The organism is Brevibacillus fluminis (assembly GCF_003710825.1).
GTDB classification, from domain to species: domain Bacteria; phylum Bacillota; class Bacilli; order Brevibacillales; family Brevibacillaceae; genus Brevibacillus_D; species Brevibacillus_D fluminis.
In genome coordinates this window covers 77,982-92,716 of sequence record NZ_RHHQ01000020.1, presented here as the reverse complement: position 1 = coordinate 92,716, position 14,735 = coordinate 77,982, and the positions used below count along the sequence as shown (strand labels likewise).

Annotated in this window: 18 protein-coding genes; 15 read left to right on the top strand and 3 right to left on the bottom strand. The window is 52.0% G+C overall.

Going from position 1 to position 14,735, the window contains the following annotated elements:
- Nucleotides 1-19 precede the first annotated feature (19 nt).
- Nucleotides 20-787: a DUF4931 domain-containing protein gene (locus EDM56_RS23775; protein WP_122920426.1), complete on the top strand. Its 768-nt coding sequence runs from the start codon at nt 20-22 to the stop codon at nt 785-787.
- On the opposite strand, the gene EDM56_RS23770 is transcribed toward EDM56_RS23775, so the two are convergent.
- Entirely contained in the window at nt 773-1,639 is an 867-nt protein-coding gene (locus EDM56_RS23770; RefSeq protein ID WP_122920425.1) for a GNAT family N-acetyltransferase, read from the bottom strand. The two genes, EDM56_RS23775 and EDM56_RS23770, sit on opposite strands and share 15 nt — an antisense overlap.
- A 267-nt stretch (nt 1,640-1,906) precedes the next feature.
- Between EDM56_RS23770 and EDM56_RS23765 the strand changes: the two genes are divergently transcribed.
- From EDM56_RS23765 to EDM56_RS23700, 14 genes are all read left to right on the top strand, one after another.
- A complete protein-coding gene (locus tag EDM56_RS23765; protein ID WP_122920424.1) occupies nt 1,907-2,725 on the top strand; it encodes a helix-turn-helix domain-containing protein in 819 nt (272 codons plus the stop codon).
- 72 nt (nt 2,726-2,797) lie between these two features.
- Complete coding sequence (locus EDM56_RS23760) at nt 2,798-3,295, top strand: ferritin-like domain-containing protein (protein ID WP_246009508.1); 498 nt, start codon at nt 2,798-2,800, stop codon at nt 3,293-3,295.
- 94 nt (nt 3,296-3,389) lie between these two features.
- A complete protein-coding gene (locus tag EDM56_RS23755) occupies nt 3,390-4,559 on the top strand; it encodes a conserved virulence factor C family protein (RefSeq protein ID WP_122920423.1) in 1,170 nt (389 codons plus the stop codon).
- A 171-nt stretch (nt 4,560-4,730) separates the two neighbouring features.
- A complete protein-coding gene (locus EDM56_RS23750; protein WP_122920422.1) occupies nt 4,731-5,798 on the top strand; it encodes a DNA polymerase IV in 1,068 nt (355 codons plus the stop codon).
- 24 nt (nt 5,799-5,822) lie between these two features.
- Nucleotides 5,823-6,182 carry a thiol-disulfide oxidoreductase DCC family protein gene (locus EDM56_RS23745; protein WP_246009507.1) on the top strand — a complete coding sequence of 120 codons (360 nt, stop codon included), beginning with the start codon at nt 5,823-5,825 and terminating at the stop codon, nt 6,180-6,182.
- A gap of 145 nt (nt 6,183-6,327) precedes the next feature.
- Nucleotides 6,328-6,834, top strand: a complete 507-nt coding sequence (locus EDM56_RS23740) for a YqeG family HAD IIIA-type phosphatase (protein WP_122920503.1) — start codon at nt 6,328-6,330, stop codon at nt 6,832-6,834.
- Entirely contained in the window at nt 6,816-7,955 is a 1,140-nt protein-coding gene (gene yqeH / locus EDM56_RS23735; RefSeq protein ID WP_122920420.1) for a ribosome biogenesis GTPase YqeH, read from the top strand. The genes EDM56_RS23740 and yqeH overlap by 19 nt, the downstream gene beginning before the upstream one ends.
- Before the next feature lie 153 nt (nt 7,956-8,108).
- Entirely contained in the window at nt 8,109-8,954 is an 846-nt protein-coding gene (locus EDM56_RS23730; RefSeq protein ID WP_122920419.1) for a shikimate dehydrogenase, read from the top strand.
- A gap of 88 nt (nt 8,955-9,042) precedes the next feature.
- A complete protein-coding gene (gene yhbY / locus EDM56_RS23725) occupies nt 9,043-9,336 on the top strand; it encodes a ribosome assembly RNA-binding protein YhbY (RefSeq protein WP_122920418.1) in 294 nt (97 codons plus the stop codon).
- Nucleotides 9,337-9,338: 2 nt separating this feature from the next.
- Entirely contained in the window at nt 9,339-9,944 is a 606-nt protein-coding gene (locus EDM56_RS23720; protein WP_122920417.1) for a nicotinate-nucleotide adenylyltransferase, read from the top strand.
- Nucleotides 9,937-10,530, top strand: coding sequence for a bis(5'-nucleosyl)-tetraphosphatase (symmetrical) YqeK (gene yqeK / locus EDM56_RS23715; protein WP_122920416.1), 594 nt, complete (start codon nt 9,937-9,939; stop codon nt 10,528-10,530). The genes EDM56_RS23720 and yqeK overlap by 8 nt, the downstream gene beginning before the upstream one ends.
- Before the next feature lie 14 nt (nt 10,531-10,544).
- Nucleotides 10,545-10,901, top strand: a complete 357-nt coding sequence (rsfS, locus tag EDM56_RS23710; RefSeq protein ID WP_122920415.1) for a ribosome silencing factor — start codon at nt 10,545-10,547, stop codon at nt 10,899-10,901.
- Between the two features lie 4 nt (nt 10,902-10,905).
- Complete coding sequence (locus tag EDM56_RS23705) at nt 10,906-11,643, top strand: class I SAM-dependent DNA methyltransferase (RefSeq protein WP_122920414.1); 738 nt, start codon at nt 10,906-10,908, stop codon at nt 11,641-11,643.
- Nucleotides 11,644-11,959: 316 nt separating this feature from the next.
- Complete coding sequence (locus tag EDM56_RS23700; RefSeq protein WP_122920413.1) at nt 11,960-12,838, top strand: aminoglycoside 6-adenylyltransferase; 879 nt, start codon at nt 11,960-11,962, stop codon at nt 12,836-12,838.
- Nucleotides 12,839-12,955: 117 nt separating this feature from the next.
- Here EDM56_RS23700 and comER read toward each other — a convergent pair whose 3' ends face one another.
- Together comER and EDM56_RS23690 are read right to left on the bottom strand one after the other, a co-directional pair.
- Nucleotides 12,956-13,780 carry a late competence protein ComER gene (gene comER, locus EDM56_RS23695; protein ID WP_122920412.1) on the bottom strand — a complete coding sequence of 275 codons (825 nt, stop codon included), beginning with the start codon at nt 13,778-13,780 and terminating at the stop codon, nt 12,956-12,958.
- 72 nt (nt 13,781-13,852) lie between these two features.
- Nucleotides 13,853-14,698 carry a helix-hairpin-helix domain-containing protein gene (locus tag EDM56_RS23690; RefSeq protein ID WP_122920411.1) on the bottom strand — a complete coding sequence of 282 codons (846 nt, stop codon included), beginning with the start codon at nt 14,696-14,698 and terminating at the stop codon, nt 13,853-13,855.
- Between the last annotated feature and the right edge of the window lie 37 nt (nt 14,699-14,735).

Sequence of the window (14,735 nt, the reverse complement as noted above, 5' to 3'; positions counted from 1 at the left end):
GAATAGTAAGGTGATAAACGTGAAGCATACCCATCTCTATTTTGAATCGCACATTGGGAGACAAAAACCGGAGAACATCATCAACCGAGAGGCGACCTGTCCGTTTTGCGACCGAGAAAGTCTGGAAGGTGTTTTGGAGGAACGGGGGTCGATCATTTTTCTCAAAAACAAATACCCAGTTCTCCAGGATACGTACCAGACGCTAATCATCGAGACGGATGAGTGCGATTCCGAGCTGTCGGTCTATCCGAAAGAGCATTTGCATCAGCTGTTTCGTTTCGGGATGGAAAAGTGGATGGACATGGAGGCGAGCGGGGAGTTTCGTTCGGTCATGTTTTACAAAAATCACGGACCGTATTCAGGAGGGTCGCTCAAGCATCCTCATATGCAAATCATCGGCTTACAACATGTGGATTATCAGGAGCATACGCGGCTGGATCATTTCGTGGGGGTTGAAATCGATGCGGCGCAAGGCATCAGCTGCAATATTTCCAGCCAGCCCCGCGCCGGGTTCACCGAGTTCAATGTTATTTTGGAAGATCTGGCGCAGATCGATCGGATGGCCGACTACGTGCAGATCCTGACGCATTATATTTTGCACCATTTCAATCAGCGTTGCGCCAGCTACAATCTCTTTTTCTATCATTTGGGCGGGAAACGGCTGGTCAAAGTTGTACCGCGTTTCGTCACATCACCATTGTTCGTCGGCTATTCGATACCGCAAGTCTCCAATAATATCGAAGAGATCGCCAAAACGATTCAGCGCTTGTATTTAGCTGAGCGCTAGCTCGAAATAATCGTTCGCGCCGGTCGTTACGAAGCCGCATGATTCGTATAGTCCGAGCGCTTGCAAATTCTCGACGGCCACTTCCAGCTCAATTTGCTGAAAGCCTTTTTCCTTCAGCAGCTGGATGGTTTTGCTCAAAATTTGCCGGCCGAGTCCTTTGCGCTGCATATCGCTAGCGACGCAAAAGCCAAAGATAAATGCTTTGTCGGTTTCCTCCATCACACCAATTTTACCGACAGGAGTTTCGCCCAAGTGTGAGATATACGTCTTGTCGCGCTCGCTTGCTTGTGATTGAGACACATATTCACGGGAATCTTCTTCGGACATGGAGAAGCCGGATATGTTGAGAGCGATGATATCTTCGAGATCGCGCTCTTCAACCAATCGCAAGGTGACGGTTTTCGCCGTGTCAGGGTTTACCGGTGGCAGAAGATCTTTTGTCCGCGCCATCCAATACTCGGAGAAGCCGTATGCTGCTCCGGTCGCGGTTGCAAACGCTTTGCCCGACTCAGACAGATGGTAGACGATGTAGATCAGCTTGGGGATGTTCCGTCTGCGGCATTCGTCTTGTGCGGCGCGGGTGAGCTGTGTGAAAATGCCTTGCCGACGGTAATCGGGATGAACCATTCCGCTGAGCTCAGCTTCCGTGGAGCGGAAAACATACAGTGCAGCGAAACCGACAAGCTTGTCGCCGTCATAAAAGAGGAAGTCGTTGGTCACATCTGTCGGACGGCTTTTCAACGTTTCCCAGTTGAGCTTCAATAGGATGCCGTCCGCTTTGTTGCAAATGTCAGCAAGCTCGGCGATGGCAGCCAATTCTTGTTCGGATAATCCTTGTTTGGTAATAAGCATACGATCCGTCTCCTTTACGAAAATCCTGGCATGCCATTGTAATTAGCGGCCCGGATGTTATTTGTACAGATAAGAATTTATAAATTCTTATCCAGTATAAGTGCAGCCGCGGCTCCGCCAAAAAGCATGGCGTAGCCAGGTTTTCTAACTAGTAGTCTAAAAATTGATTCAATAATCATGATCTTACTTTGAAGGTGACATGCTCCGCTACGCAAAAATTGGGTTTATCGCACAATTTTTGCCGCATGGAAAGAAAGGGGAGTTTGGGTGGATCTTTCGCTAGACTTGGGAAACTGCGGCTTTCGGATTTTTCAGCTGCATCCGCATGAAGCGGATACGCTGCACAAGCATGAAGGGCATTATCAGATGAGCATCCCTTTGGCGGGGATCGTTTCCTTGCAGTGCAACCAGACAATCAAGCGGCTTTCCGCAGACCACCGGCTCGTCGTGGCTCCAGACGATGAGCATCGCCATATCGCTCATGATGAGCCTGTGCGCATCATGCTGGTAGGGTTAAGTGAGGTATTTTTGCAAAAGGTTTTGGCAGAGAGGTTCGAGCATCATCCACCACAGCTGGCAATGCCCAATTGGCACGAAGGGGATAATGACCGATTTCGCCAGCTGGGGGAACATGCCATTCTCCGCTCGATGCAAAGCCAGTCGGAAGCGCTGGCATTGGAGGAACTGGAATGGCAGCTGGCACAGCTTTTTTTGCAAACACACATCGCTTCGCACGATACCAGCTGGCGCCGGTCATTCCCCGTTGTCGACCATCCTGCCTTGCAGCGGGCCGTCCAATTTATCCATGACAGCTATGCCATGCCGCTCGCACTCGATCAGATTGCCCAAGCATCGTCGCTGAACAAGTTTTATTTGATCGAGCTGTTTCGCGATCGTTTCGGCTGTACACCCGCCCGGTTCGTCACGCAAGTACGGCTCGACCGTGCAGCACAGCTATTGCGGCAAACCGCTATGGAGATTACGGACATCGCCTTTGAGGCGGGTTTCGGCAGCGTGAGCTCGTTTCAGCGCGGGTTCAAGGCACGGTTTCACGTCAGTCCGGGGGAATACCGACGGCAGTGTTGAAAAATGGAACCACTAGTGTCACAGGCGAATATCCTGACGAGAACAGAAGATTGATTCTTGGAGGGGTTCACTGTGGTTTATTTCAGCGGGTATCAGCCTGCTTATTCTCCCTATTATGGTTACGTCCCAGTAGCAATGGATCCGCAAATGCAGTCAGGAAGCATGCAAGCCGTGCTATCGGTTATTACGAGTTCGATCGCTGACGAACGCAGCGATGAGCTGTTTTACGAGTATTTGATCAGCGTTGCACCGACAGAACAGGAGAAGCGGGTCATCGAATCGATCCGCGATGACGAGCGGAAACACCGCCGCATGCTGCGTCAGCTTTATACACAGCTCACCGGCAGGCAGCCGGCGCCCGGTTTGGGCGAGCAAGAGGAGTTCAAACGACCCAACAGTTATTTGGAAGGCATTGAGCAGGCGCTGATGGGCGAACTGAAAGCATTCGAAAAATATCGCGGCGTCTATTTGGCCTTGCCCGACATTTACAAGCCGGTTCTCTTTGAGATTATGACCGATGAGATGAAACACGCCAATTACTACAACTGGCTCTACGCCAAAAACAAATAGACTGATTCGCAGCACACTCGCATTTTGCTTCTTTTCATAGAAGTTTGTATGATGAAAGGACACCGAATCATACGTGAAAGGAGCGGATGCATGGATGAAGCTGCTATCGATCGAGCCAACCCCAAGTCCCAACTCAATGAAACTCAACCTGGATGAATCGCTGCCAAACGGCATCCAGAAAGAATATAGCAAACAAAACAAAGAGCAGGCTGCGCCTTATATCCAAAAGCTATTAGACATTCCGGGTGTCAAAAGCGTGTTCCGTGCGGCAGATTTCATCGCACTCGACCGGTTGCCACAGGCAGGCTGGAAGGAAATTTTGGCCGCGGTGAAGGAAGTCTTCAACACCGATCATGTCGAGGGGGAAGGACTCTTAACGGGGCAGGATGGCGTACAGGACGCTTCCACATTCGGAGAAGCGATCGTCTATCTGCAAATGTTCCGCACCATTCCGATGCAGGTAAAGGTGGAAGCCGGCGGCGAGCAAATTCGTGCCGCTTTGCCAGAGCGGTTCGCCAACATCGCGATGGAAGCAGGCAAAGTTTCTCCCAATCTGATCAAGGAACGCAGTTGGGTGGAACAAGGCGTCCGGTATGGAGACTTGAAGGAAATCGGTGAAGAAGTTGCGCAGGAAGTGGATGCAGCGTATGACGATGAGCGTTTGCGCGCGCTGATGGATGAAATTTTGCGGGAAGCGGGCGCAGCGGCTGCAGATAAACACGAAACCGTTGAACAAGACGAGCCGATTGTACAGGAGCCAGTGATCACGCTGGAGGTGCTCGACGACCCTGATTGGCGTAAGCGTTATGCCGCGATGGATCGATTGGAGCCGCAGGAAGAGCATCTGCCGATCTTGGCAAAAGCGCTGCGCGATCCGAAATCATCGGTCCGCAGGCTGGCTGTTGTTTACTTGGGCATGATTGGCACGGAGGCGGTAATGCCGCTGTTGTTGGAAGCGTTGAAGGATTCCTCGGTGTCGGTGCGCCGGACCGCGGGCGATACGCTCTCTGATTTGGGCGATCCGCAAGCAATTCCCAGCATGGTGGAGGCGCTGCAGGATACGAGCAAGCTGGTGCGTTGGCGTGCAGCCCGCTTTTTGTTCGAACAGGGCGATGAGACAGCATTGGCTGGCCTTCACGCCGCTGAGGAAGATCCGGAATTCGAGGTCAGCCTGCAGGTGAAGATGGCAATCGAGCGGATTGAGCGCGGTGAGGCGGCAAGCGGCTCCGTCTGGCAGCAAATGACCAATCGGGAACGAGAATGATAAAGGCAAAGCCATGTAATCGCCTGTGCGGTTGCTGGCTTTTTTCTACAAAGAGGGTAAAACAGCGTGTACGTCCCACCTCGTTTGTCCCGTATTGCCCTTGCAACCGTTAGCGAAACAGGGGATAATAGAGGGGAATGTACGTTTGGTTTTTTAGGTGGTGTTCCGCGCGTGAAAAAGTTTTTACATTTGGATATCGATGCGTTTTTTGCGAGCGTCGAGCAGCTGGATAATCCGCAGCTGCGAGGGAAACCGGTCATCGTAGGTGGAAGAGACAACCGCGGAGTCGTGGCCACATGCAGCTATGAGGCGCGTAAGTTCGGCGTTCGCTCGGCTATGCCGATCGCGCTGGCGAAAAAAAAGTGCCCGAACGGGATTTACTTGCCTGTCCGATACGCCCGTTATGAAGAAAAGTCAGCAGAAATCCAGGCGGTCTACAAGGAATATTCACCGCTCTACCAGACGGTAGGCTTGGACGAGGCGTATTTGGAGGTCACGCATTATGCGGATGCCGTCCCGATCGCCAAGGAAATAAAGCGCCGGATACAGGCGGAGTGCGGGCTTACTTGCAGTATCGGCCTGTCTTACAATATGAGTCTGGCCAAAATCGCCAGCGATTTGAAAAAGCCGGATTCGTTCGTGATCATACGTCCGGACGAGTCCAAAGAAGTGCTGCGCGGATTATCGATCGGAGCAATCCACGGAATCGGCAAAAAGTCACAGGAAATGCTCGAAAAACGGGGGATAACCACAGTCGAGCAGTTTTGGGAGCTTTCGCTTGATGAAGTAGTGAAGCTATTCGGCAAATACGGGCAGTCGCTCTACGACCGGGTTCGCGGCGTCGACAACCGGGAGATCGTGATGGACCGGTCGATCAAATCAATCAGCCGAGAGACGACGCTGTCATTCGATTTGTTTGAAAAGGAGCAGATTTTGCAGGTGGCAGCGGATCTCTTGGTCGAGCTGGAAGAGGATCTGCACAACCAGCTGCCTGACCATGACGCCCAAACGCTGACGCTCAAAATCAAGTACAGCGACTTCACCAATCGCAGCAAACAACGGAAGCGGCAGTCACAGGAAGGCTGGCGCGGCCTATTGGAAGAATTGCTCGACGAGGTGGATGTCACAAATGGCGTACGGCTTGTCGGTGTAGGGTTCTCTGCGTTTGTCGATCGGAACGAGCAAAAAGCTGAACAAGTGCGCTATGAGCAGCTGTCGCTCTTTCCGTTTTTAAAGTAACCAATGCGCACATGCAAAAAGGGGATGAGGCGTGTGGAGAAGCCGATCGTGCTGTATGACGAATATTGCAACATGTGCTGCTTTTTCAAGAAGTGGTTCGGGCGGCTGAGCTTGCCTGGCAAGGACGTGGAATGGCGCCATTATGAAGAAGCTGCGGCCTGTGGTTTGAACGACAAGGCGTGCGGCCAGGCGCTGCACATCAAGCTGCCGGACGGGCAGGTGCTCCGCGGTTTTTATGCGGTGCGCCGCCTGTCTGCCTATACGTGGCTTTGCTGGCTGACGCCGCTTTTCTATGTTCCCGGCGTTCCGCCGCTCGGTGTAAAGCTGTACGCATGGGTCGCCAACAATCGGTACCGCATGTTCGGCGAGAAGAAGCGTGCCTGATCGAACGGATGCCAGCCTTTTCGTTTCGTAGCGGCCGGCTTCTATTTTTTTTGCAAGTGCTGTCAAGAGTATGGTATAGTAAGTGCCGATACCAGCCAAGGCTTTGGCTGCAATGATCGGGAGGTGTCCCGTGCTAGAGAAATTGATGCCGGATCAGTATGTAGAATCGATTTTTACCATTACCGCTGACCGCTTACATAAACAAAAGATTCGCGCGATTATTACCGATTTGGATAATACGCTCGTTGAATGGGATCGCGTGGAAGCGACGCCTGAAGTCATGTCATGGCTAGAAGACTTGCGCGAGGCAGGCATTCAGGTAACGGTTCTCTCCAATAATAACAGGGAGCGGGTCGAGCGATTCTGCCATCCGTTAGGTGTGCGGTTTATCTGGTCCGCCAAGAAGCCGACAGGTACTGCCTTCCGCCGTGCCGTGGAAGAGATGAAGGTATCGGTCGAGGAGACCGTCGTTGTGGGCGATCAGCTGTTTACCGACGTACTCGGCGGGAATTTGCTCGGATTTCATACGATATTAGTTGTGCCGGTGGCGCAGACGGACGGTTTTTTTACACGATTTAACCGCCGGATGGAGCGAGTTGCACTGTATTGGATGCGCAAGAAGGGAATGATTTCATGGAAGGAAAAAACATAGCAGCGGAGCAGGAGGAGCACGCTCTTTCGTGCGCGGGCTGTGGGATTCACATTCAAACCATTGACAAGACGAAGCCGGGCTTCACGCCAAAATCGGCTTTGGAACGCGAGGTCATCATTTGTCAGCGCTGCTTTAAAATCAAGCATTATAATGAAGTATCGCCCGTTGACATGTCTGACGATGATTTTCTCCGCATCTTAAACGGGATCGGTGGCACCAAAAGTCTTGTGGTTATGGTTGTTGACGTTTTCGACTTCCAAGGCTCCTGGCTCCGTGGCTTGCCACGATTTGTCGGAAACAACCCGATTTTGTTGGTCGGCAACAAAGTGGACCTGCTGCCGAAAAACATCAACCTGAACCGCGTGCGCAACTGGATTCAGCATGAGGCCAAGGAACGCGGCCTACGATCGGAAGACGTGCTGCTGGTAAGCGCGCAAAAAGGTGCCGGCATCGAAGAGCTGTTGGCCCGCATCGGGCAGCTGCGCAAAGGGCGCGATGTTTATATCGTCGGCGTGACCAATGTTGGAAAATCGACGTTGATCAACCGGATTTTGCATGATTACGGTGCAGCTGATCTGGAAATCACAACATCGCCGTTCCCCGGCACGACGCTCGACAAAATCGAGATTCCGCTTGAGGACGGACGCTATATTTACGATACGCCGGGCATTATCAACCGCGATCAGATCGGGCACATGGTCACTCCAGCAGACCTGCGCGCATTGACGCCACAGTCGCGGATCAATCCGAAGGTGTACCAGCTCAATGCAGGGCAGAGCATGTTTATCGGCGGTCTTGCCCGCGTCGATTTCGTCAGCGGCGACCACCAGCCGTTCGTGCTGTATGTTGCCAATCAGCTGTATTTGCACAGAACCAAGCTGGAAAATGCGGATGAGGTATTCGCTAAGCATCACGGCACGCTGCTAGTCCCACCGAATGGCGAGAATGGCAAAACGCTGCCGCCGATGATGAAGCATACGTTCAAGATCGAGCCGAACGGGCCAACCGATTTGGTGATTTCCGGATTGGGCTGGGTCGCGCTGCAGGGCAAAAAACCGGCTTCGGTCGTCGTCCACGCGCCAAAAGGGGTAAGCGTCGGCGTGCGGAAAGGCCTCATTTAGTCTTCTGTCGGATAGAGCCGAAAGCCCCTTTCCACACGAAGGGGCTTTTTTTACAGTGAATAAGCGCAACCGCGGCTCCGCTAAAAACTTGGTGGTGCCTGCACAAAATAAAAATTTGGTAACGTATGGGGTAAGCGGGAAAGGAGCAAACCGATGATATCGAGTAAAACCAAGCTGGTCGGGCTGTTTGGTCATCCGGTTGGACATTCGCAATCGCCGATCATGCACAACGCAGCTTTCCGTGAAAAAGATCTGAATTATGCCTATGCAGCCTTTGACATTCCAGGCGAAAAGTTGGAGGAGGCAGTTGCTGGCATTCGCGGTCTGGGACTGCGCGGGGTCAATGTGACGATCCCCCATAAAGTGACGATCATGTCCCTGCTCGACGAAATCGATCCGCTTGCCAAAAGCATTGGCGCCGTCAATACGGTGGTGAATGAAAACGGCAAGCTGATCGGCTACAACACCGACGGTTCCGGCTATGTACGTTCGCTCGTCGAGGAAACGGGAATCGACCTTTCCAACCAAGTCGTGACGATGCTCGGGGCGGGTGGAGCAGCACGTGCCGTTGCCTTTACACTTGCGGAACGCGGCGTGAAGGAAATCCGCATCATCAACCGTTCGCGGGAAAAAGCGCTGCGCCTCGCGGAAAGCCTGAACAGTCGCGTGCCGACTGTGGCGATTGAGCAGGCGGATGCCAAACAGGCGATCGCGGATGCGACCTTGTTGATCAATACGACCTCGATTGGGATGTACCCGAATGTTGATGAGATGCCGATCAGTGCCGAATTTTTGCACAGCGGTCTTGTCGTCAGCGACCTGATTTACAACCCGCTTGAGACGAAGCTGCTTGCCAAAGCACGCGAATTGGGGAACAAGACGCACTCCGGTGTCGGCATGTTCGTCAACCAGGGGGCGCTTGCTTTCGAGCTGTGGACAGGGGAAGCGGCACCGACCCAACTGATGGCAGAAACGGTACTGCGCCAGCTTCAGCAATGATTCCAATAAATTCAGCGTATGAGAATGTGTAAACATGCTCACGCGATCAAAAACTAGAGATAGTGGTTTATAACTAGGAGGAAAAGAAATGTTGACGGGAAAACAAAAACGTTATCTGCGTGCGGCGGCACACCATTTGGCCCCGATTTTTCAGGTGGGCAAAGGCGGCGTGAATGAAAACATGCTCAAGCAGATTAAAGAAGCGCTGGAAGTGCGTGAGCTTTTAAAAGTATCGATTTTGCAAAACAACACCGATGACAAGCATGATGTGGCGCAAGCGCTGGCAGAGGGCACGGAGGCTGAGCTGGTGCAGCTGATCGGCCATACTGTCGTGCTTTACAAAGAGTCGACCGAGAATAAAACCATCGTACTGCCTTCCTAATCATGATCGAGCGTTCAAAAGAAGAACGATCCCGCAAGCGTGTCGGCATTTTAGGCGGGACATTCGATCCGATCCATCACAGCCATCTAATTGCGGCGGAGCAAGCGCGCGAGCAGGCACAGCTCGATGAAGTATGGTTTATGCCCGCGCGCATTCCGCCGCATAAGCAGGGGAAAGGAATTTCTAGTGAGGAGCATCGCTTGGCCATGATCGAGCTTGCCATCGCTGAAAACCCGGCGTTTCGGGTGACAGACATCGAGTTTACCCGATCGGGGCCATCCTATACGTATGATACGATGAGCCAATTGACCGAGCTTTATCCGGACATCGCATTTTCATTCATCATGGGTGGAGATATGGTGGAGATTTTGCCCAAATGGTACCGTATTGATGAGCTGATTGAGCTCGTTCCGCTAATCGGGTTGATGCGCCCCGGCAGCCATGTCGAAGAAAACCAGTATACCAAGCATGTACACTTCATCGACATGCCGAAATGGGAGCTTTCTTCCTCTTTCATCCGTGAAAAATGCGCTGCTGGTCAGAGCATTCGTTATTTTGTCCCGGATGCTGTCGCGCGGTATATAAAGGAGCAGATGCTATATGAGTGAGTTTTTCTCGACGACGCGCGAGCAACTGCTCTCGCAGGTGCGCGCGCAGATGCATGAGAAACGGTATCTCCATACATTAGGCGTCGCAGAGTCGGCACGCAAGCTGGCTGAGCGCTTTGGTGCTGACCCGGATAAGGCGGAGCTGGCTGGCTATGTCCATGACTACTGCAAATGCTGGCCGATCCCCAAGCTGCATACCTATCTCTTGCGTTATGACTTGCCACAGGATATCATCGAGGGCGAGAAGGAGCTGTGGCATGCTTTCGTCGGAGCCAATGTGATCCAGAGTGAGCTTGAGATCACCGATCCTGAAGTCATCCAGGCCGTTCGCTACCATACGACGGGCCGAGTCGGCATGTCGCTTTTGGAAAAGATCGTGTGCGTGGCAGACTATATCGAACCGCAGCGTTCCTTTCCCGGTGTGGAGAAGATTCGCGAGCTGGCCGTAAAAGATTTGGACCAAGCCTTGTCGGAGGCGCTTGGCGGGACCATCGCCATGCTCATTGAGCGCAAAAAAACCGTTTACCCATTAACTTTATTGGCATACAACGATTTGGTCAGCAAAGGGATAACGCCCTTTGAATAAGAAGGAGGAATTTGATGGTTACAGCAGTTGAGACTTTGGCAAAATTGGCAGTAAAGGCCGCAGATGACAAGAAGGCGGAAAACATTCTCGTGATGGATATCAGCAAACTCTCCGTCATCGCAGATTACTTTATCGTCTGCCACGGGAATAATGAGCGCCAAGTTCAGGCGATCGTAAATGAGATTCGCGATCAAGCTCACAAAAATGGCTACACGGTGCGCGGGATCGAAGGCGCGGAGCAAGGCCGCTGGGTGCTCGTCGACTTAAAAGACGTCGTCGTTCATGTCTTCCATCGCGAAGAGCGCGATTTCTATAACATCGAGCGCCTGTGGAGCGATGCGCCAATCGTTACGTTAACTGGGCAGGTGTAACCCGATGTCCTATGTCCATCTGGCCGCTGTCTACGACGCGTTGATGGCGGAGACGCCATATCCGAAATGGCTTGAATGGGCAGATGCATTCTGGCAAAAAACAAAACGGCCGCGCACGATCCTGGATCTGGGCTGCGGAACTGGCAATATCGCCATTCCGCTCGCCCGGCAAGGGTATTCCGTGTTCGGCCTTGATTTGTCGGATGAGATGCTCGCGATTGCCTATGAAAAAATGCAACAAGAACGGGTGCAGGTGACGTGGACGCGTCAAGATATGCGGGAATTTTCCGTCCAGCCCGTCGATTGTGTCCTGTCATTCTGCGATTCGTCCAGCTACTTGCTGGAGGAAGACGATGTGAAGCAGATGTACCGGTGTGTTTACGAACATTTAGAGCCGGATGGCTGGTTTCTGTTTGACGTACATAGTCCATCGAAAATCCTGAACGGTTATGCAGACAACACGTTTACATGGGTTGAAGATGATCTATCATACATTTGGCAATGCGTTCATGATCCGTTGCTGTTCGAGGTCGAGCATCAGCTGACGTTCTTCCTGAAAGAGCAGAACGGATTGTATAGACGGTTGGAGGAAGTTCATGTGCAGCGCGCCTATCATCTGACTTCCCACCTAAATTGGTTGCGGGAGGCGGGCTTTACGGACATCACCGTTACCGCCGATTTCACCGATCTTCCGCCACAAGCGAATAGCGAACGGCTGTTTTTCACCGCGCATAAAGAGTAACCCTCTTGCCGCTTACAGGGAACCTGTAGGGCAAGAGGATTTTTTTATAGAGGAGATGACTAGCCTTTTATATAGCGGCATCGATTTGATGGAAGAGAGAGAAGCAACTGTGTTAAACTGATGGCAGAAATTTTGATTTTTTGAATGCCAGTCATCTATACCGAAGCAACCAAACGACTCTACCGAGTGAGGGGGCACAACGATGAAGAAAAAGTATACGAAAGGGTAACGGTGCGGCCAAACCACCATTCGTGGAACGCCTGCCGGTCTTTTATCCAGATGCGCATCGATAAAAAACGGAAGGTGGAAACCAAACATGAGAACAGAAACACAAATGATGGAAATGATATTGAGCAATGCGCAGCAAGATGAACGCATTCGCGCAGTCACCTTGGAAGGCTCAAGAACCAATCCGAATGTACCAAAAGATATATTCCAAGATTACGATATCAGCTTTCTTGTAACGGAGATGTCGTCCTTCATAGAGGACCCGAATTGGATCGATCGGTTTGGCGATCGAATCATCATGCAAAAGCCGGAAGTGATGGAGCTGTTTCCACCCGGTCTGGGAAACCGCTTTTCTTACCTGATGCAGTTTGCAGACGGAAACCGAATCGACCTGACCTTGATTCCATTGGAGGAGAAGGACGACTATTGCAAGGAAGACAAACTGCTGGTCCTTTTGTTGGACAAAGACAATTGTCTGCCGAATATATCAGCTCCTACTGACGAAGACTATTGGGTAAAACGTCCATCGGCAGCGATGTTCGCCGACTGCTGCAATGAGTTTTGGTGGGTATCCACGTATGTCGCGAAAGGGCTGTGGCGCAGCGAGATTCTTTATGCCCAGGAGCATCTGAACAAATACGTCAGGCCGATGCTGCACAAGATGCTTGAATGGCAGATTGGGTTTGAAACCGATTTTTCCGTAAGCGTCGGCAAATGCGGGAAGTACATGGAAAACTTCCTGCCAGAAGAGCGCTGGCAAGTACTGCTGGCGACTTTTGCGAGTGGGACCTACGAAGACGTGTGGAGAGCTTTGTTTGCGATGGGGGAGCTGTTCAGCAAGACGGCACAGGAGGTTGCTACTCATTTGCAGGTGGCGTATTCGCATGAGGAGGCGGAACGCGTTACTGCGTATTTGAGGCGCGTGCAGCAATTACCAGCGAATGCGGTCGATTTTCCTGAATCATAGGTACTGATTACGAGATAATCTTAGCATGCTTTGAACGAAACGAAGAAAAACCAGCAGAAACACGAATCGTGTTTTTTGCTGGTTTTTTCGTTGAAAAAGCAACCGACCCGAACTCTGTTATTTCGGAGCGAGATGAAGGGAAACTTCGTGACAATCTTGCGCGAATTTTTGCTGTGTGCGCATAAAAACTTGATTGAAGACGCCGGGAATCGATTGCTTCAGCGGGATCAGCCCCTCGCCCGTAATGCCGCCGGGAACGCAGACGCGCTGTTCCAGAGTTTGAAGTGAAAAGAGGTCTTTTTTGACTAATTCGGCAAAGCCGATGATCATCTGTGTCGTCAAATATGTCGCAGCTTGCTCGGAAATTCCAGTCTCTTTCGTTGCAGCATCGATCATCTGTTGGAGAAGATAGCTGACAAAGGCGGGACCGCAGCTCGACAGATCGGCGGCAACGCGCAAAAAGGTTTCCTCAACCTCCACCGGCCGGCTGATCTGAGAGAAAAGGGTCAGGATTTGACTGCGCAACTGTTCGGTAACCCCGTGGCCGAATTCCAGCAAAGTCGTTCCCGATAACGCAGCATTCGTGATACTGGGTATCACACGGATCACAGGGCAGGGAACAAGCGACTCCAGCTGCTCCAGTTTTACCGGACTGGTTATTGTAACCAAGATGTGCTCGGGCGTCAGCTCATTTACGAACTGTCCGATTGCTTCCTGATAATCGAGTGGCTTGACGCATAGCATGACTAGCTTGGCCGCGCGTGCCACATCTGCATTTGCCGGGGCGATCAGGAGGCCAGCATGTCGTTCTGCCAACGATTCCACCTTTGCGCGCGTACGGTTGTAGGCGATGATTTGGCTTGGTGAAAGAGCACCAGAGTGAATGAACGCTTCGAGTAAAATGCTGCCCATACTGCCTGTGCCGATGAAACCGACTTGCATGCAAACGCCTCCCATACAGGTATTCTCTTTTCACTGTATGTGGAAGAAAAGAGAATCATGCCATCTGCAAGATTAGTCCACGCTGATCTTTCCTTTCAGCTTCTCGAACATTTTGTCGCCGATTCCGGAAATATTTTTTAGCTGTTCAATTTTTGTAAATTTTCCATGCTGCTCGCGATAGGCGAGGATTGCCTCGGCCCGCGTTATTCCGATGCCGGGCAGGGTTGCCAGCTGATCAGCAGTTGCGGTATTCAGGTTGACAGTTGTTGCGCGGGAGGAGGTACCAGACGACTCGACTCCGGCTGACGTACTGCTATTGCCGCTGCTGCCACCCACGCCGCCTGTGCTTCCTGTTGTTCCCCCTCCTGTCGTCGCAATCAGAGGAAGCGGAGAAGCGGCAACGGCTTGGCCCCCCTTAGCGGGGACAATAATGTACATACCGTCTGCCAGGTGCTGGGCCAAGTTTACCTGCAATGGATCGGCAGACGGCAGAAATCCACCTGCCTTCTCGATGGCGTCAGCGATTCGTTCATTGTCAGTAAACGGATAGATGCCGGGCTGCTTTACTTGACCTTTTACATCAACGTACATGGTTTTTACCTTTGCATCGGTGCGAGATGATTCAGCAGGCGAGAGGGAAGTGAACACGGCTTCAGCCACAGATGGCTGCTGCTGCCCTGAACCCGAAGTAAGGGAGGTCTGGACAGGGTCGGCCTTACGTGACGAGGCGACGACAGAATCTGGCCCTGTCACATTCGTCGGCTGGTCCATTTCCGTTGAATATACCGGCGGGCGCAAAGGGAGACCTTGCCCTTCATCGCCAGAAGTATAGTAGAAATAAAAACTGAGAGAGAGGAACAAAAGGGCGAGTAAAATGATCCATACGCGGCGATGTCGGTCCCAAAGCTCCATCAGCATAGGTATGCTCCTTTCTCATTTCGCAGCTTGATAGATT

Bases quoted from the DNA above. Each gene is read 5' to 3' on its own strand.
- EDM56_RS23770 (WP_122920425.1), bottom strand. From the start codon at position 1,639: ATGCTTATTACCAAACAAGGATTATCCGAACAAGAATTGGCTGCCATC.
- EDM56_RS23755 (WP_122920423.1), top strand. From the start codon at position 3,390: ATGAAGCTGCTATCGATCGAGCCAACCCCAAGTCCCAACTCAATGAAA.
- EDM56_RS23745 (WP_246009507.1), top strand. From the start codon at position 5,823: ATGAGGCGTGTGGAGAAGCCGATCGTGCTGTATGACGAATATTGCAAC.
- EDM56_RS23740 (WP_122920503.1), top strand. From the start codon at position 6,328: ATGCCGGATCAGTATGTAGAATCGATTTTTACCATTACCGCTGACCGC.
- yqeH (WP_122920420.1), top strand. From the start codon at position 6,816: ATGGAAGGAAAAAACATAGCAGCGGAGCAGGAGGAGCACGCTCTTTCG.
- EDM56_RS23730 (WP_122920419.1), top strand. From the start codon at position 8,109: ATGATATCGAGTAAAACCAAGCTGGTCGGGCTGTTTGGTCATCCGGTT.
- yhbY (WP_122920418.1), top strand. From the start codon at position 9,043: ATGTTGACGGGAAAACAAAAACGTTATCTGCGTGCGGCGGCACACCAT.
- EDM56_RS23720 (WP_122920417.1), top strand. From the start codon at position 9,339: ATGATCGAGCGTTCAAAAGAAGAACGATCCCGCAAGCGTGTCGGCATT.
- yqeK (WP_122920416.1), top strand. From the start codon at position 9,937: ATGAGTGAGTTTTTCTCGACGACGCGCGAGCAACTGCTCTCGCAGGTG.
- rsfS (WP_122920415.1), top strand. From the start codon at position 10,545: ATGGTTACAGCAGTTGAGACTTTGGCAAAATTGGCAGTAAAGGCCGCA.
- EDM56_RS23705 (WP_122920414.1), top strand. From the start codon at position 10,906: ATGTCCTATGTCCATCTGGCCGCTGTCTACGACGCGTTGATGGCGGAG.
- EDM56_RS23700 (WP_122920413.1), top strand. From the start codon at position 11,960: ATGAGAACAGAAACACAAATGATGGAAATGATATTGAGCAATGCGCAG.
- comER (WP_122920412.1), bottom strand. From the start codon at position 13,780: ATGCAAGTCGGTTTCATCGGCACAGGCAGTATGGGCAGCATTTTACTC.
- EDM56_RS23690 (WP_122920411.1), bottom strand. From the start codon at position 14,698: ATGCTGATGGAGCTTTGGGACCGACATCGCCGCGTATGGATCATTTTA.